The following is a 17,242-nucleotide window of genomic DNA, read 5'->3' as shown; positions in this document are numbered from 1 at the left end:
CCGGAAAGCGGGCTATAGAGCCAGTCAACCGCCTCAGGTGCAGGCCACCACGCGGTATCCTCCGCACGCCCCTCGCACACGGCGTGAATCGTCTCCGCAAGATGGGAGAGGGCCGTGAGCTGCTGCCCCGCGACGGTCTCGGCGAAGCGCTCGCGACGGGTGACCGAGGCCGCGATGCTGCGGGCGGCAAGGCGGGGCGCCAAGGCGGAGAAGAGCGCAGACGCCGCCGGAGCGACCACGACGATATCACGAGCCCCCGCCTCGACCATGCGCTCGATCTCATCGGCATACACGCGATCCCGGGCGTGGGGGCCCGCGATCTCCAGGAAGGACGCGCTTGGCGCATCTGGAGCAGCAGGGGGGACAACCGGTCCGGGTACAGGCGCGCAGGCTGCGCCCGCCGCAGCAAGCGCCCGTTGGATCTCAGGCCAAGATCCGGCGCGCCCCGCATCGAGCAGCCAAACCACCTCGCCCGCACGGGAACAGGCTGCGAGGAGCCTCAAGGCGTAGCCGGGTAGTCGGTCGATATCGCGCAGGAAGACCCTACGGGCCGCCGTGGGGACGGGCGCGGCTCCGATGAGATGGGCAAGCGCGCAAGCCGCTGTGGACGGCTCGACGAGCCCCCGTTTTTTGAGCTCGCTGCCATAGGAGCCGAGCAGCCTGAGGACGACCCGCTCAGCCGCGGACGCCCCGTCTCCCACCGACACGAACGGCAGGAGCTCGGCCGCCATGGAGGCGGCGAGGCGCACCGTGCCGGGGTTCCCGCGCAGCGGGGCCAGATCCTCCTCGGGGGTGTCGGCGATGAGCTGCGCCATCAGGAGCTGCCGCTCAAGCGGGGCGACGATGCGCCGTCCATCCCCCAGAAGCTCCCAGAGCTCCTCGACCCACGCGCCCACGGTGCCGACCCAGGCCCCTGTGCCGACCCCCGCCTCGGCGAGGGAGCGGCGCGCGGCATCGCGCTCGGAGGATGACGGGACGAGGAGGACGGCATGGCCGGCATCATGAACCGCGGCACCGATCAAGGCGGCCTCCCGCCCTCCGAGCCCGGCGCATGGATCTGCGTGTTCTACGTATGCGGTCACGGCGCCCTCCATCCCTCATCTTCTTGGAACCTATCTTACTCAGGCGTGCGGACACAACCTCCGCGGTGCTGGCGAGACCATTAAAAAGGCCCGCCCCTACGAGGGACGGGCCTCCTTCCGCCTCATGTCGGCGGCGCGTCAGGCGCGCTCCGCGAAGTCGATCAGAACCTTGCGGTATCCGCCCCACTCACCGTTCAAGGCCTTCGACACCCGGCTCACCGTGGTGGACGAGGCCCCGGTGCGCGCTTGCACCTCAACATAGGGCTCCCCCTCATCGAGCAGGCGGGCCACCTCCAGGCGCTGGGCGAAATCGCAGATCTCGCGCGGGGTGCACAGGTCTGTGAGGAAGGCCTGGGCCTCCTCCTTTGAAGAGATGGTGAGGAAGGCCTCGACGAGCTGCTCCACATCGGTGCGCTCGAACATCGTCTCAATATTCATACGGCAACCACCCGGTTCTCCTGTGACCCATCGAATGGCGGCGAACGGAACCCGGATGCGTCACCAAGCCCGTTGGCACGGAACAGAGTGTAGCACACCACCGCGCTAAAGCGTCTATTTTCATATGGAACGTTTCAGCAGATGAAAGCCAGTATCTCAGAGCGTGGGAAGGGTCGGTATGAGGGAGAGCGAACCTTCGAGGCCGCTCGTCCACAGCACCTCGTCGCGCGCGGTGATGAGCACGGCCTCAACGCCTTCGATGCCCTCGATGAACGGGAGCGCGGCCTCAGCGCCCATCATGAGCGCGGTCGTGGAGTAGCCATCGCAGTCGAGGGAGCGGCGGGCAACGATGGTGGCGCTCACGAGGTCCGTCTCGGCCGGCATGCCCGTCGCAGGATCGAGGATGTGGTGGTAGGTGACTCCGCCGCGGGTGAACCGCCGCTCATGCAGACCACTCGTGACCACCGAGCCATCCGCGATGTCTACGATGGCACGGTGGTGCGCGGGGTCGCGCGGGTTCACGATGCCGATGCGCCAGGGCGATCCGGACACCGTGCGCGGCCCCCGCTCGCCATCCGCCGGCCGGCCGCCGGCCACCACCACGTTCCCCCCGAGGTTCAGCACGAAGCGGCTGTGCCCCCGATCATGCAGGAGCCGAGCCAGGTCGTCGGCGATGTACCCTTTCGCGATGCCGCCGAGGTCCAGGACCGTGGCCGGATCTGCGATCGAGAGGGTCGGGACCCCATCCGATGCGGTCCCAACCCCGATGCGCTCCGCCCCCACGTGCGGCAGGGCGCGGGCGAGGGCGAGCTTGCTCGGGATGATGCCCGCATGAAAATCCCAGAGCGAGGTCAGGGTCCCCATGGTGATATCGAAGAGGCCGCCGCTCCGCTCCCCGTATCCGAGGGCGAGGCACACGAGCTCGGCGGTCTCAGGCGCCACCGGAACGGGGGCCGGCGCGGCCGCGTGAGCGCGGGCGATATCGGAATCGGGCCGGGTCCTTGAGAGGGTTCGCTCGAAGAAGAGACACCGATCCCGACAGGCAATCAGGGCCTCATCGGGACCGCATGCGGCAGCGTCGGAACGCCTTCCGTCCGGATACAGATACAGGCGCACGTCCGTGTTGAAAATGAACATCGCGAGCTCACGTGATCCCGCCAGTCCCGCATGAGGGCTCGCGGCATCCGGATCAAGACACGGGCTTTGCTCCTGCGGCATCCGCGCGCTCCCTTCGCATTCTGCGTCCTCGACCGAAATGGGGCATAATGCCCTCAACCGGTCATTCTAACGCCAGCGCGTCTGTGGAGAGGAGCCCCCATGCGCTTCATCCTGAACACCCTGCTCACCGCTATCGCCGTCGCGGTCGCGGCCTTCCTCGTCCCTGGTATCAACCCTTACGGGGCCGACCCCTGGGTCTCCTTCATCTTCGTCGCGCTCTTCCTCGGTGTCGTGAACTCCCTGGTGAAGCCTTTCATCACCCTGATCTCGCTGCCGGTGACGATCCTCACCTTGGGGATCTTCCAGCTCGTGGTCAACAGCTTCATGCTCGAACTCGCCAGCTGGCTCTCCGTGAACCTGCTGGGGGCGGGCATCTCCATCTCGGGGTTCTGGTCAGCCTTCTTCGGCGCCATCATCGTGAGCATCATCAGCTCGTTGCTGGGTGGGGCCGCAGAGCAGTCATGACCCCGCTCCCCGTGTGCTGGAAGCGCGACAGCTCCGCCGCAGCGCCGGATCGTGCTGCACGGGGTGGCCCGACGACGTGAACCGCCCCCACGCGTGGGCGCAAAGGGAACGGGCCCCGCCAGCCGTATGGCAGCCGACGGGGCCCGTTCTCCACAAGGCGCTCTCTTAGATGAGCTTCCCCTTGCAATGATCGATCATGTGCTGAATCATCTGGGCTGTGAACCCGGCGAACTCCCCGCGCCGGTGCACAAGGGCCCCATCTTTGATCACATCGTAATCAACCTTGATCTTGATGTGGCGCGTGACCGTCGCCACCTCATCACGGGTCATGCAGCCTTCCTGCACGCGCTCGGGACCGAGACCAAAGACGAGCTTCGGGTTGAGCATGACCTGCGGCACCCCATCGTCCCCTTCAATGGCGAACAGCGCGCGGGTCACGCCGATCTGGTTCGCGGCGAGGCAGCCCGCGTCGTCGAGCGAGGCCAGGGTGTCGAGCAGATCCTGGGCCGTATCCGCATCAGCCGCGGTCGCGGGCTCGCAGGGGGTTGAGAGCAGCGCCTCGTCGCGCACGAGCTCTTTGATCATGGGCGGTTCCCTTCAATCGGTCTTATCGGCGGCTATTGTACCGCAGCGATTTGGACGACAGGCACAACCGTCCATGGGAATCGACCGCGGCGATGCTCATCGCCCCCCCCAGGCACGCATCACGCCTGGCTATCGCTTCTCCCCCGCCGGCACGAGACAGTCGAAGCGCACCGCCTTGCCCATGATACGGTGACTCGGGGCCCGACCGGCGAGATCGGGGCCGTGAAGGGGCCGTTTGACGACCACCTTCCGCGGACCAGCGGCAACCGCCGCGGTGAGCAGCTCCCCAGGATTCGCACAGGGTGTCTCCAGCAGATGCAGGAGCTGGAACTTCTTCTTCACCGCCGCGCTCTTGCGGCGCTCGGGAAACATGGGATCGAGATAGACCACATCGGGCGCGGAGGGGAGTCCTGCCAACGTCGCGATCCCGTCGCCCTCGCGAACGCGCATGCGCGCGGCGATCGGGGCGAGCGCGGGATCATGCGCGGCACGGGCGAGAGCGTCCGCAAGCAGGACGCAGATAACCGGATTGTTCTCGCAGAGCAGGACCTCGGCACCGGCAGCCGCCAACAGAAAGGAATCCTCTCCCAAACCGGCGGTGGCGTCGACTACCTGAAGCGGGACGGGGCCGCCCTTGATGCGCACCGCACGCACCACGAGCTCACGCCCGAGCCGATCGGGCCGGATGCGGGGAATGAGCCGCGAGAAGTCCTGGCGGAGCTCCATGCCGTCGGCCACCAGCGCGAGACCACGCGAGTCCGCGAACATCACAAGGTCATTCGCGGCAGCAGGGCGCGAGGCCAGAGGGGCGTTGAGATGGGCGGCGAGCGATGCGGCATCCTCCTCGAAGCCTGGCTCGGCGGCGACCACAAGCCGCCGGCCGTCCGCCGCAGTCACCCCCGCCATCGCCTCTCCCCTCTGCATCGCCGCAAGTCCGCTGCGACCTCATACGGCCGCGATGCGCCCGTCAGCACCGCGCGCCTCCGGCTAGCCCAGCAGCATCCGGTCGTTCGCGAATTCGTCGCCGGCCGCACGCCCGAACTTCTGCAGCAGATCAGCCACCGTGAGGGCGCGTTTCTCCTCGCCGGCCACGTCGAAGATCACCTGGCCGTCGTGCATCATGATCAGGCGGTTGCCGAGACGGATCGCATCGTTCATGTTGTGCGTGATCATGAGCGTGGTGAGATGGCGCTCCTCCACGATCTGCGCCGTGAGCTCGAGCACCTTGGCCGCCGTCTTTGGGTCGAGGGCCGCCGTGTGCTCATCAAGCAGCAGGACGCGCGGGTCGGTGAGCGTGGCCATGAGCAGGGTCAGGGCCTGGCGCTGGCCGCCCGAGAGCAGGCCCACCTTGGTGCGCATGCGCGTCTCGAGACCGAGGTCGAGGGTCGCCAGCAGCCTGGGGAACTCGGCGCGCTCCTTTGCCGAGATCCCCCAGGCGAGGCCGCGGGATTTGCCGCGCCGCGCGGCGAGGGCGAGGTTCTCCTCGATCCACATGTCCGAGGCCGTACCGCGCATGGGGTCCTGGAACACACGGCCGAGGTACTTGGCACGCGCCGGCTCGGAGAGGCGCGACACGTCCTTGCCGGCGATCTCGATCACACCGGAGTCAACAGGGTACACGCCCGCGATCATGTTCAGCAGCGTCGACTTGCCCGCTCCGTTTCCGCCGATCACCGTCACGAAGTCGCCGTCGGCAAGCTCGAGGTCGATGCCGCGGAGCGCCTGCTTCTCGGTGACAGTCCCCTTGTTGAAGGTCTTCCTGACCCGGGACAGCTTAAGCATCTGCCTCACCGCCTCTCGTGTAGCTCGCCCGCAGGCGGTACTTCTCCCAGACCACCGGCACGCACAGCGCGAGGGCGACGATGATCGCCGAGAGGAGCTTCATGTCGTTGGCGTCCATGCCCATCTGGAGCACGATGGCGCGAATCAGGAAGTAGACGACGGACCCCACCACGGCGGCCGTCAGGCGCGCTGCGAACCCAGCCGTGAAGCGGGCCGGCAGCAGACGCGCGAGGACTTCGCCGATCACGATGGCGGCGAGGCCGATCACGATGGCACCGGTGCCCATGCCGATATCGGCGTACTTCTGACTCTCGGTGATGAGGCCTCCCGACAGGCCCACGAGCGCGTTGGAGAGCGTGAGGGCGACCACCTTGGTGACCTTGGTGTTCACGCCGAGGGCGCGGATCATATCCTCGTTGTCACCGGTGGCGCGCAGGGCGCTGCCGAGCTCGGTGCCGAAGAACCAATACAGGGCCGCGATCATGAGGACCGCGATCACGAGGCCGCAGATCGTGGCAACTGTGCTCTGGGGCAGACCCGAGAGGTCGGACAGGCGGCTGAAGATGGTCTCGTTGGCGAGGATCGGCGTGTTGGACTTGCCCATGACACGCAGGTTGATGGACCACAGCGAGATCTGCGTCAGGATACCGGCGAGGATGGCCGGGATCTCGAACACCGTGTGCAGGAAGCCCGTCACGGCACCGGCGACAGCACCGGCGAGCATGGCCGCGATGATCGCGACGAGCGGGTCCGCCCCGTAGCCCACCACGAGGACGGCGCAGACGCAGCCGCCGAGTGCGAAGCTGCCGTCGACCGTCAGGTCGGCGATGTCGAGCAGCTTGAAGGTGATGTAGACGCCAAGCACCATGATGCCCCAGATAACTCCCTGAGACACGGCACCTTGCAAGGCGAGCAACATGGGCTTCCCCCGTTTCACATCAAGCCGCGCGCACGCCCGGATGCCGCCTCGATATGGCAGTTCGGACGTGCGCGCGACGCGGTTTCTCGTTAGTTGGCGGTGACGGACGACAGGTCGATACCGAGCGCCTGGGCCGTCTGCTCGTTCGTGACGAGCTTGAGGTCCTCGGCGGCCATATGCTCGATCGGCATCTCGGCCGGTTTCGCCTCGCCCTTCAGAATCTTGACGGCCATCTCGCCCGCCATGCGGCCGAGTTCCTCGTAGCTCACGGAGAGTGAGAGGAGGCCGCCGGCCTCAACCTGGGCCTCCTCGCCGCAGATCACAGGGATCTTGGCGTCCAGCGCGATGCTCGCCACCTGGGCCATGCTCGAGGCGATGGTGTTGTCGGTGGGCACGTAGATGGCGTCGACCTCCCCCACCGCCGTCTCGACCATGGACTGGATCTCGTTGGAGCCCGATACGCCGTACTGCTTGGAGGTGAGACCCAGCTTGGCGATCTCGGTCTCGGCGAGCTTCACCTGGACCGCGGAGTTCGCCTCAGCCGAGCTGAACAGGATGCCCACGCGTTCCACCTCGGGGAGGACCTTCTGCATGAGCTCAAGCTGCTCGGCCACGGGCGTGAGGTCGGAGGTGCCGGTGACGTTGGTGCCCGGCTCCTCATCATCGCGCACGAGGCCCGACTCCACAAAGTCGGTGATCGCCGTGCCGACGACGGGGATGTCGGTGGTCGCGCCAGCCACCGCCTGGGCCGTGGGGGTCGCGATCGCGAAGATGAGGTCCTTTCCATCGCTCACGAACTTGGTCGCGATGGTCTGGCAGGCGGACTGATCGTTCTGCGCGCTCTGCTGATCGGCCTCGTAGGAGATGCCGGAGGCGTCGAGGGCGGCGATGAACCCCTTGTTCGCGGCATCGAGCGCGGGGTGCTCGGTCAGCTGAAGAACGCCGATCCGATAGGTTAACCCGGTGGGGGCGCTGCCGTCAGACGAAGACGAGGTCCCGCAGGCGCTGAGCCCGAGGCCGGCCACGAGCGCCGTGCCGGCGGCCGCGAGGACGCTCCGACGCGAGATCATGAAGTCGTTCATGCGATCTTGCCTTTCCTTTCCGCAGCTCAGATCAGCTACGTCTGTGCGTATCAGTTGGGGCGCGCAACCCCGTTTCAGCCGTGCTAGACGGTGATGTCGACCTTCAGCCCTGAAACGTCGACACCGCAGGCCTCGGCCATGTCGGCGTTCACGATGAGCTTGCACTCGCTGCTGCTCAGGGTCTCGATCGGGAGATCGGCCGGCTTCGCCTCACCCTGCAGGATCTTGACGGCCATCTCGCCGGCGCGGCGGCCGAGGTCCTCGTAGTTGATCGAGTAGCTGATGAGCCCCCCGTCCTCAACCATGGTATCGCAGCCGACGACCGTGGGGATCTTGTTCTCCCGCGCCACCATGGCGACGGTTGCCATACCGGCGGCGATCGTGTTGTCCGTGGGCGCGTAGATGGCGTCGACCTTGCCAACCGTGGACTCAGTGACCTGCTGGATCTCGTTCGAGCTTGAGACGGAATAGCGCTCATGGCCGATACCGAGCTTGTCGAGGGCCTCCTCGGCGAGCTCGATCTGGATCACGGAGTTCGACTCGGCCGTGCAGTAGAGCAGGCCCACCTGCTTGGCGCCGGGCAGGATCTCATGGAGGAGGTCGATCTGGTCTGCCACGGGGGTGAGGTCCGAGCTGCCGGTCACGTTGCCACCCGGGTGCTCGTTATCCTCGACGAGCCCTGACGCGGCGAAGTCCGTGATGGCCGTGCCGACGACGGGGATCTCCGACGTGGCGCTCGCCACAGCCTGGGCCGCTGGGGTGCCGATGGCGAGGATGAGGTCGTCGCCATCGCCCACGAGCTTGGCAGCGATGGTCTGGCAGGCGGTCTGGTCGCCCTGGGCGTTCTGCTGGTCGATGGTGTAGCTCAGGCCGGCGTCATCGAGGGCCGCGACGAAGCCCTTGTTCGAGGCGTCGAGGGCCGCGTGCTCGACGAGCTGGAGGACGCCGATCTTGAAGGTGGACCCGGCGCCGTCGGACCCGGCAGACTGGGTGCCACCGCAGCCGGCGAGGCCGAGACCGGCCACCGCGGCGAGGGCGGCGGAAACCGCTGTGCGGCGCGAGATGACGACAGTGCTCATATCTGTCATTCGAACCCCTTTCCCTATGAGTTCCGCAGCATGATGCAAGGTTAAGAGATAAGTGTACAACGGCGTCCGGATGGAGGTGGGCGGAGGCCGTCAAACGCTCCGCGCTGTTACGCGATGGTTACGTTGCCCGAGCGGATGCGCGGAGCCCCATATACCTGAGCAGCGGCCAGCGCGCCCCGCAGCCCTTGTGCCCACGTGACCGGCTGGGGCGGCCCCGAAAAAGCGCCTCGCCCCTTAGGGGCGCTTCGTCTCCACCCTGAAGCCGAAATGGACGATATGCCCCACCCAGACCGCCGCGATGATCACGCGCAGGACCGACAGGGAACCGGCGAAGTAGAACCCGATACCGAGCAGGAGCGTCACCGACCCGATCAGCCTGAGCTTCTCGGCCACCGACATCGGACGGCGCTCCATATAGTTCGAAAACACGAGGTCGTAGAGGCGCGTGCCGCGGAACCAAGTGTCGAGCCGCTCCGAGCTGCGCGCGAAGCAGAAGGCGGCCAGCAGGATGAACGGGGTTGTGGGGAGCACCGGCAGGACGGCACCGGCGGCCCCGAGCCCGAACGCGATGAGACCGGCGAGACCCCAAAGCCGGCGGGCCAGCGGGCCGCCGCGATGGGGCGTCTGGCCAGGTGCGACCTCCCTATCAGGCATGCTCCTCCTTCAGGTCAGGTTCAGCGGATTCACCGCGAAGCGGCCGCCGGACACCCGGGGCAGGCATTTCACGAGAGGGATCATCTCGCTTCGATCCGGATCTCGGATCCGCCCATCACGCACCCGCTTGGAACACGGGCGTGCGGTCGGTCCGCCGTGCACGTTTCAACGTACTAACTGTATGGGGTGAGCGCACTGCGAACCAATGGAGATGCTGCATCCACAATCGCTCCATAGGCATCATGGATGCGATCGCAGCCCTCTGGGACGTATGATGGACGGACCCCATCGAAAGGACGCCATGGAAACGATCGCCAGCGACGTCATCGCCCTCATACAGCGGGAGCCGGTCGGCAGCATCCTGCTCGCCATCGGCCTGGTCCTTGTAACCTTTATCATCTCGCACCTGGTCACGCACGGCCTCACGCATCTTCTGAACCGAGACAACAACCCCTTGCCGTCCTCGACGATCATCGTCAACGTCGCCCGGGTGGCTCTGTGGGTCGCGAGCGGCAGTCTAATCCTCGACGTCTGCTTCGGCATCAAGGCGAATGGCCTGGTCGCCGCCCTCGGCGTTGGAGGCATCGCGATCTCGTTGGGCTTTCAGAGCACGCTCTCGAATCTGATCGGCGGCCTCATGATCACGTTCACCGGTATCGTGAAGCCGGATGACCACATCGAAGTGGGATCCAAGACCGGCGTGGTCCAGGACGTGACCTGGCGCCACACGACGATCCGCGACGGCCTGGGGCAGACGGTTATCGTCCCCAACTCGCAGATCTCGACGACGGCTCTCGTGCACCTGCTCCCGGCGAACCGCGTGGTCGTGCCCATCACCGTCAGTCGGTCGGTGCCCGAGGCCGGTATCGCCGGCGAGAGCTCTGGCGCGGATTCGCCTCAGGGGATCGACGAGCTATCCCGCTTGATCGTGAACGCGGCGCGCGCCGGAGCCTCGAAGGTGTCTCCCGTGGTTGACGGGCCGCGCGTCATCTTCTCCGCGATCACTGAGTTTGGCATTGAGGGGAAGATCATCCTAGCCATCCGGGACGATAGCAAGACCTCGGCGGCAGCCGACGCCACGGTGCGCGCCGTGGCGGACCTTGTGAGCTGAGTATTGGCTCGTTGCGCGATCGGTCGCGGGCCGCACAAAGAGCGGGTGGCGTGTCGTGGACGACCCGGCAGCGTGCGGTGCCCTTAGATCTCGCGAGGCGCTCCAAGCGCGGTGCGGAACTCGATCACGTTGCCTTTAGCCTTGCTTCACGTTGTTCTCCCAACGTGATCAGGCTCTTGCGCGGAGGCGTGCAAGCCCTCCGTGGCGACGCTAGTAGAAAATGTCAGATCTGCGTCATATACAAAGGATATTCAGGCTTTGCCACGTCCTTCCGCCACGAAACTCCGAGGTTGTCAGGAAGTAAGATTGCAAATATAAAAATATATTAAATAAAACCTGAGCATTAGGAACCACCGAACCTGGTGAGAAGCTTCCGATGACGCAGATCTGACATTTTCTACTAGCCGAGCACGGACCATCAAAATGGTGAACCAAAATAATAAGTATTGGAGGTCGCACGCGCATGGGAGCAGGACGCGAACCGCGACCACATGGTCATGCCGGGAATGGTATACCTCTCCCAGCCCACCGAGTACGGCACCCTCTACAGCCGCGATGAGCTTACGGCCATCTCGCATGCCGCGCACGCGCACGACATGACGCTGTTTGTGGACGGGGCGCGCCTCGCCTACGCCCTCGCCTCACCAGAAAACGACGTGACCCTCGAAGACCTGGCGCGGCTCTGCAACGTGTTCTACATCGGCGGGACCAAATGCGGGGCGCTGCTCGGAGAGGCCGTCGTGGTGCCTGATCCGCAGACCATCCCCCATTTCTTCACGCAGATCAAGCAGCATGGCGCCCTGCTCGCCAAAGGGCGGGTGCTCGGCGTGCAGTTCGAAGCTCTCTTCGAAAACGGACTTTATGGGCGCATAGGCCGCAATGCCGTGCGCTTCGCTGGAGAGATCACGGATGCGCTCCTGCAGCGTGGGGCCGAGCTGTCGGTCACGTCACCAACGAACCAGGTGTTCGCCAACGTGCCCGACGCGCTGCTTGACAGACTCAACGAGCGCGTGGACTACGGGTTCTGGGAGAAGACCGACGAGAACCACACGGCGATCCGCTTCGCAACGAGCTGGGCCACCCGCCGCGAGGAAGTGGACGCATTGCTGTCGTTGATCCAGGAGTTGGACTTCCGGGGTTGAGCCTGATGGGCACAGCTCCGCTGGCCGTGGCCCGGCTATCGATCTGGGGTACCTGCAGTCCAAAAAAGGGCCCGGGCAGGCCCACGGATGTGCGGCGGCGAATCACGCCGCGACATCCGCGAGACCGGCCCGGGCCCTCCCGTGAACGGTCGTAATGCCTTACGCCTTAGTACATACCGCCACCCTGCTGGCCGGCGGTTGCGGCAGCGATGGCATCCTCAAGCTGGGTGTTCTTGGGGATATCGGTGACCGTGGCCTCAGTGATGAGGATCAGGCTCGCCACGGAGGCGGCGTTCTGAAGCGTGGTGCGGGTGACCTTCACCGGGTCGAGCACGCCCATCTCGATCATGTCGCCCCACTCGCCGTTGGCGGAGTTCAGACCGTGGCCAGCCTCGAGATCGCGGACCTTGTCGACGACGACGGCGCCCTCGAACCCGGCGTTCTTGGCGATGGTGGCCACCGGGGCGGTCAACGCCTTCTTGACGATGTCGATACCGATCTGCTCCTCGGGGTCTGCGACCTCGATGTTGCCGAGCGCGCTCTCAGCGTCCATGAAGGCCACGCCGCCGCCGGCGACGATGCCCTCCTCGACGGCCGCGCGGGTCGCCTGCAGAGCGTCCTCAACGCGGTGCTTGATCTCCTTGAGCTCGGTCTCGGTGGCAGCGCCCACCTTGATGACGGCGACGCCGCCGGAGAGCTTGGCCAGGCGCTCCTGGAGCTTCTCGCGATCGAAGTCGGAGTCGGTGTGCTCGATCTCAGCCTTGATGGCGGCAACGCGGTCGGCGATGGCGCTCTTCTCACCGGCGCCGTCGACGATGGTGGTGTTGTCCTTGGTGACGGTCACGGACTTGGCCGTGCCGAGCATCTCAGCCGTGATATCGGCGACCTTGATGCCGAGCTCGTCCAGAGCGGCCTGGCCGCCGGTGAGGACGGCGATGTCCTCGAGCATGCGCTTGCGGCGGTCACCGTAGCCGGGGGCCTTCACGGCGCAGACGTTGAGGGCGCCGCGAATCTTGTTCAGCACGAGGGTCGGCAGGGCCTCGCCGTCGATGTCCTCGGCGATGATGAGCAGGCCCTTGCCGGCGCGGGAAACGGCCTCGAGCACGGGCATGATGTCCTGCACGTTGGAGATCTTCTGGTCGGTGATGAGGATGTAGGGGTCCTTCATCACGGCCTCCATGCGGTCGTTGTCCGTGACGAAGTAGGCGGAGACGTAGCCCTTGTCGAACTGCATGCCCTCGACGGTGTCGATCTGGATATCGAAGGTCTGGCCGTCCTCGACGGTGATGACGCCGTCCTTGCCGACGACATCCATGGCCTCGGCGATCTTGGCGCCGACCTCGGGGTCGCCGGCGGAGATGGTGCCGACCGACGCGATCTGCTCCTTGGTCTCAACGGGGCGCGCGACGGACTTCATGGCGTCGACGGCGGCGTTGACGGCCTTGTCGATGCCGCGGCGGATGGCGAGCGGGTTGGCGCCGGCGGCCACGTTGCGCAGGCCGTCGTTCACGATGGCCTGGGCGAGCAGGGTCGCGGTGGTGGTGCCGTCACCCACGGTGTCGTTGGTCTTGGTGGCGACCTCCTTGACCAGCTGGGCACCCATGTTCTCGATGTTGTCCTCGAGCTCGATCTCCTTGGCGACGGAGACGCCGTCGTTGGTGATGGTGGGGGCGCCGAAGGAGCGCTGCAGGGCCACGTAGCGGCCCTTGGGGCCCATCGTCACGGTGACCGCGTCGGCGAGGGTGTTGACGCCCTTGGCGAGCTTCGCGCGGGCGTCGGTGTTGAAGGTGATGTCCTTAGCCATAATGTTCAATCCTCCAGGTAGGTATTACGTGTGGAACCGTTGCGGTTACTCGACGACGGCGTAGATGTCGTCGGCGCGCATCAGGAGGTAATCCTCACCGTCGACCTTGACCTCGTTGCCACCGAACTTGCCGTAGATGACGACATCCCCGGCCTTGACATCGACGGGGATGCGCTCGCCGTTGTCGGCGCGCTTGCCCTCGCCCACCGCGACGACGGTGCCGCGCTGTGGCTTCTCCTGCGCGTTGCTGGCGATGTAGAGGCCCGAGGCGGTTTTCTGCTCGGCCGCATCCGGCTTGACCAGGACGCGATCTGCGAGAGGCTTGAGACTCATGGTGGATTCCTCCTTTGTTGATGGACGGGTCCACGCCCGCTCCTATCAAGCTTTTACGTACGGAGAGAATGGTACCCACCACGCCGAAGTTATACAACTCCGTATCAAAAAATCTTATAAATGGACGCTTAGATTTTCTGCCCGGCAGCTCCGCAGGTACGGCATCGAAAGACCGGCCGGTCAACGCGGTCCCGTCCTAGGCCAAGCAACCCCGCGACCGCATGCGATGCGCTGGCGCACAGGGACCCCGCATGGCGAGACAAGGCTGTCGTTAGCGCTCGTAGACGCAAGCCCCTCCGAGATAGGTGGCAAGGACCTGGGTGCCCTGGGCCACGTCAGGTGCGACCCCGAGCAGATCGCGGTCGAGCACCGTGAAGTCGGCCAGGTAGCCCGGGGCTATCCGCCCGAGCTCCGCCTCGCGGCCCGCAGCCGCCGCGCTCCCCACCGTATAGGCACGCAGGGCATCCGCCATGCCGATCCGCTCGCTCGGCAGCCAGCCGCCAGCCGGCTCATGGGTGAAGGGGTCTTGACGCGTGACCGCCGTGTAGAGCACGTTCATGCTGGTCACCGGCGTGATGGGAGAATCGGTCCCAAACGCCTGGTCAACGCCGGCGGCAAGGTAGCTTGCAAAGGGCCACATGATCTGTGCGCGTTCGGCTCCGAGATCGCGCTCGGGGCCACCTGGATCGAGGGTGATGTGGCATGGCTGAGAGCTGGCGAGCACGCCCGCCGCGCGGAGCCGTTCGATATCCCCCGGCAGGAGATTCTCAAGGTGCTCCAGGGTGTTGCGCCCCTGAGCTGGAGCCCCGAAGCGCTCCTGGGCCTCGCTGAAGATATCGATCGCCCGGCTGATCGCGGCGTCGCCGATGGTGTGGATACGCACCGCATGGCCGCGCTCAGCTGCAGCGAGCACAAGGGCGCGCATGCGCTCGGGATCGACCGTGAAACGCCCGCGATCGCCGGGGAAGCGCGGGTTGGCGTAGGGTTCAGTGAGAGCGGCCGTATGCTGGCTGGACACCCCGTCGAAGAACTGCTTGAAGCCGGGTGCGCGCAGGAGCCCGCCAAAGGCCGCGGGATCTGCGTACCGGCGCTGCATGTCCTCCAGACGCGACTGGTCATCCAGGAGCGTCGGGAAAAGGTGGGCCCGCAGCGTCATCCTTCCCCGTGCGGCCAGGGACTCGTACACATCGTCGAAGATGAAGTCGCAGCCGGGATTCGGCATGAGCGACATGTCGCAGATGCTCGTAATGCCCTGCTCGGCCATGCGCCCCATCTGGTCTGCGTAGGCTCCTTGGATGCGCTCGGGCGAAAGCCAACCGAGGACCCGTGGGAGGAGCTCCATAGCCGCCGCCTCGCGAACGATGCCTGTGAGCTCCCCAGACACATCGCGATCGTAGCTGCCGCCCACCGGCGGCACGCTGTCGCGTGCGATACCCAAGAGCTCGAGGGCGCGGCTGTTGAGCCAGAGGGTGTGGCCGTCACCGGAGTACATGGCGCAGGGGCGGTCGGGGAAGGCCTCATCGATGCTCGCCTTGGTGGGCGGGACCGGCGGATCCCACAGGTAGTCGCGCCAGCCCTGCGTGATGACCCAGGCGTCGGCGGGGAGACCCTCCGCGAACGCTCGCGTGCGCTCCACAAGGTCGGCCTCGGATTCACCGCGGGCCATGAGCATGTACGGAGACTCCCCCACCGCGGTATGAAAGAAATGCAGGTGGGCGTCATGGAATCCGGGACAGACGAAGGCGTCGCCGAGGTCGAGGACGCGGGTTGACGAGGGGACCGCGGCCACGACGTCATCAGGGCGACCGAGCAGGGCGATGCGGCCTCCCACGATCGCGAAGGCGAGCTCGCGGGGGCGTCGCTCCCCCGGCGCCGAGGTGAAGACGCGCGTGGACCGGACGACGAGGTCTGCGGGGATGGTCATGGGGCCGCCTTTCCTGGAATGGCTGGCGCCATCTTAGCGCAACGAGGTCGACGCGGACCGGCGGCAGGGCGACCTCCGGCCGTCGGCGAACCGCATACCGACTCGAGAGCCCCCATGCCATGAGCGGGCGGTCCGGTCGCGCGAAACCAGCCGGACATAAACGGACACTACAAAGGCAAATTTGTCCATCAAGCTCCGCCCTTCTGATAGCATGGCGGGACTTCGCGCGCCGCTCAGGCACGTCACCGAGACGCACGATCAAGGGGGAACCATGGCAGACACGAGCACCACCGCCAGTGAGGCAGCCGCCGCAGGAACAGGCCCGACACCCGCGAAAACGGGTTTCAAGGTCCCGCGCCTGCCGGGTGACATCATGATCTACCCGATGATCGTCGGCCTCCTCCTCAACACCTTCTGCCCCCAGATCCTGGAGATCGGCGGCTTCTTCACCGCGGCGACGCGCGGCGGCGCCAACGCCGTGGTTGCCGCCATCCTGCTCTTCGTGGGAGCCGGTATCTCATTCAAGGCCACGCCGGGCGCCATCAAGACGGGCATCGTCGTGCTCATCCCCAAGCTCGCCCTCGCCGCGGCCCTCGGCCTCGCGGTCGCCTACTTCTTCGACGACAACTTCCTGGGCCTCTCGTCGGTCGCCATCATCGGCGGCATCTCATTTTGCAACATGGCGCTCTACACGGGCATCATGGGCGAGTACGGCAACGAGGCCGAACAAGGCGCCGTCGGAATCCTGTTCCTGACCGCCGGGCCTACGATCACGATGGTGATCCTCGGCGTGTCGGGCCTGGCGAGCATCCCCGTTGGGACCGTCATCGGATCGGTCCTGCCGCTCGCCATCGGCATCGTGCTCGGCAACTGCTTTCCCTTCGTGCGCAAGCTCCTCACGCCCGGTGCGAACCCCGCCATCGCGCTCGTGGGCTTCCAGCTCGGCTGCTCGATGAGTCTCGCGAGTTTCATCGCGGGCGGGCTCTCTGGCATCCTGCTCGGCCTGGTGGCGCTGTTTGGCGTGGGCAGCGTGACCTGCCTGTTCGAGCGGCTCTGCGGCGGACGTGGTACGGCGGCCATCGCCTGCTCAACCGTGGCAGGAACGGCGATGACCACGCCTGCGGCCCTGGTGGAGGTAGCCCCTCAATACGCCGCCATCGCGCCCATGGCCTACGCCCAGATCGCCACGGCGGTTATCGTGACCGCGCTGCTGGCGCCCATCGTAACCGGCTGGTACAGCAAGCGGTTCTGCAAGGAGGATGCGGCGTAGTCTGGGATGCGAGGCCAGGGGCGGATCCCGTAGCTGACTAGCGGCTTTCCGTTCGGTCCGCCACATAGACCGGCGCAACATGTGGCACGGCACGGCGCGCGGCCCGGTACGCCATGCGGCTTGGCGCACGAAATTGCATTTCTTTGAGTTCTGCATAGGCGTATCGTTGTAGGTGCGAATATGGTTTAAGTTTCACCAGGTAGATAGCCTGCAAAACGGGGCGTTGCGAGTGAAACCACTCACAACGCCCCGTTTTTGACGGCCAATCTATGCATTGCTCTAGAAAACGCAAATCGGCTAACCAACCGCGCATTGAAACAAGAGCGAATTCCTATTGCGACGGTC

Annotated in this window: 16 protein-coding genes and 1 pseudogene; 4 read left to right on the top strand and 13 right to left on the bottom strand. The window is 65.8% G+C overall.

Going from position 1 to position 17,242, the window contains the following annotated elements; genetic code table 11:
• The 3 genes and pseudogenes from CAP13_RS09925 to CAP13_RS05845 form a co-directional block, all read right to left on the bottom strand.
• Nucleotides 1–1,082, bottom strand: a pseudogene (locus CAP13_RS09925) (PD-(D/E)XK nuclease family protein); the annotation flags it as partial.
• A gap of 138 nt (nt 1,083–1,220) precedes the next feature.
• Entirely contained in the window at nt 1,221–1,520 is a 300-nt protein-coding gene (locus CAP13_RS05850) for a YerC/YecD family TrpR-related protein (RefSeq protein ID WP_085830635.1), read from the bottom strand.
• A 156-nt stretch (nt 1,521–1,676) separates the two neighbouring features.
• On the bottom strand, nt 1,677–2,738 hold the full coding sequence (locus CAP13_RS05845) for an FAD:protein FMN transferase (protein WP_085830634.1): 1,062 nt from the start codon (nt 2,736–2,738) through the stop codon (nt 1,677–1,679).
• 99 nt (nt 2,739–2,837) lie between these two features.
• On the opposite strand from CAP13_RS05845, the gene CAP13_RS05840 reads away from it, so the two are divergent.
• Nucleotides 2,838–3,203, top strand: coding sequence for a phage holin family protein (locus CAP13_RS05840; protein ID WP_085830633.1), 366 nt, complete (start codon nt 2,838–2,840; stop codon nt 3,201–3,203).
• A gap of 165 nt (nt 3,204–3,368) precedes the next feature.
• Here the strand turns inward: CAP13_RS05840 and CAP13_RS05835 are convergent, their stop codons facing one another.
• The 7 genes from CAP13_RS05835 to CAP13_RS05805 all read right to left on the bottom strand — a co-directional run bounded on the left by CAP13_RS05835 (nt 3,369) and on the right by CAP13_RS05805 (nt 9,313).
• Nucleotides 3,369–3,788, bottom strand: a complete 420-nt coding sequence (locus CAP13_RS05835; protein WP_085830632.1) for a peptide deformylase — start codon at nt 3,786–3,788, stop codon at nt 3,369–3,371.
• A 129-nt stretch (nt 3,789–3,917) separates the two neighbouring features.
• Entirely contained in the window at nt 3,918–4,694 is a 777-nt protein-coding gene (locus CAP13_RS05830; protein WP_085830631.1) for a class I SAM-dependent methyltransferase, read from the bottom strand.
• Between the two features lie 81 nt (nt 4,695–4,775).
• A complete protein-coding gene (locus CAP13_RS05825) occupies nt 4,776–5,570 on the bottom strand; it encodes an ABC transporter ATP-binding protein (protein WP_085830630.1) in 795 nt (264 codons plus the stop codon).
• Entirely contained in the window at nt 5,563–6,489 is a 927-nt protein-coding gene (locus CAP13_RS05820; protein ID WP_085830629.1) for an ABC transporter permease, read from the bottom strand. The genes CAP13_RS05825 and CAP13_RS05820 overlap by 8 nt, the downstream gene beginning before the upstream one ends.
• Nucleotides 6,490–6,578: 89 nt before the next feature.
• Nucleotides 6,579–7,571 (bottom strand): ABC transporter substrate-binding protein, encoded by a 993-nt coding sequence (locus CAP13_RS05815; protein ID WP_085830628.1) that lies wholly within the window; start codon nt 7,569–7,571, stop codon nt 6,579–6,581.
• Between the two features lie 83 nt (nt 7,572–7,654).
• Nucleotides 7,655–8,650, bottom strand: coding sequence for an ABC transporter substrate-binding protein (locus CAP13_RS05810; RefSeq protein WP_085830771.1), 996 nt, complete (start codon nt 8,648–8,650; stop codon nt 7,655–7,657).
• 243 nt (nt 8,651–8,893) lie between these two features.
• Nucleotides 8,894–9,313 carry a YbaN family protein gene (locus CAP13_RS05805; protein WP_085830627.1) on the bottom strand — a complete coding sequence of 140 codons (420 nt, stop codon included), beginning with the start codon at nt 9,311–9,313 and terminating at the stop codon, nt 8,894–8,896.
• 301 nt (nt 9,314–9,614) lie between these two features.
• Between CAP13_RS05805 and CAP13_RS05800 the strand changes: the two genes are divergently transcribed.
• Together CAP13_RS05800 and CAP13_RS05795 are read left to right on the top strand one after the other, a co-directional pair.
• Nucleotides 9,615–10,424, top strand: a complete 810-nt coding sequence (locus tag CAP13_RS05800; protein WP_085830626.1) for a mechanosensitive ion channel family protein — start codon at nt 9,615–9,617, stop codon at nt 10,422–10,424.
• A gap of 446 nt (nt 10,425–10,870) precedes the next feature.
• Nucleotides 10,871–11,566 (top strand): threonine aldolase family protein, encoded by a 696-nt coding sequence (locus CAP13_RS05795; RefSeq protein WP_281248985.1) that lies wholly within the window; start codon nt 10,871–10,873, stop codon nt 11,564–11,566.
• Nucleotides 11,567–11,732: 166 nt separating this feature from the next.
• Here CAP13_RS05795 and groL read toward each other — a convergent pair whose 3' ends face one another.
• The 3 genes from groL to CAP13_RS05780 all read right to left on the bottom strand — a co-directional run bounded on the left by groL (nt 11,733) and on the right by CAP13_RS05780 (nt 15,627).
• A complete protein-coding gene (groL, locus tag CAP13_RS05790) occupies nt 11,733–13,370 on the bottom strand; it encodes a chaperonin GroEL (protein ID WP_085830625.1) in 1,638 nt (545 codons plus the stop codon).
• 45 nt (nt 13,371–13,415) lie between these two features.
• Nucleotides 13,416–13,703, bottom strand: a complete 288-nt coding sequence (groES, locus tag CAP13_RS05785) for a co-chaperone GroES (protein WP_085830624.1) — start codon at nt 13,701–13,703, stop codon at nt 13,416–13,418.
• 271 nt (nt 13,704–13,974) lie between these two features.
• Nucleotides 13,975–15,627 (bottom strand): amidohydrolase, encoded by a 1,653-nt coding sequence (locus CAP13_RS05780; RefSeq protein WP_085830623.1) that lies wholly within the window; start codon nt 15,625–15,627, stop codon nt 13,975–13,977.
• A 271-nt stretch (nt 15,628–15,898) separates the two neighbouring features.
• On the opposite strand from CAP13_RS05780, the gene CAP13_RS05775 reads away from it, so the two are divergent.
• On the top strand, nt 15,899–16,897 hold the full coding sequence (locus CAP13_RS05775) for a 2-keto-3-deoxygluconate permease (protein WP_085830622.1): 999 nt from the start codon (nt 15,899–15,901) through the stop codon (nt 16,895–16,897).
• Nucleotides 16,898–17,242: the final 345 nt, after the last annotated feature.

It is taken from the genome of Collinsella vaginalis, assembly GCF_900176655.1.
Classification (GTDB): Bacteria; Actinomycetota; Coriobacteriia; order Coriobacteriales; family Coriobacteriaceae; genus Collinsella; species Collinsella vaginalis.
Note: the sequence above shows the minus strand (reverse complement) of the source record. Positions and strands in the feature narration are given on the sequence as shown.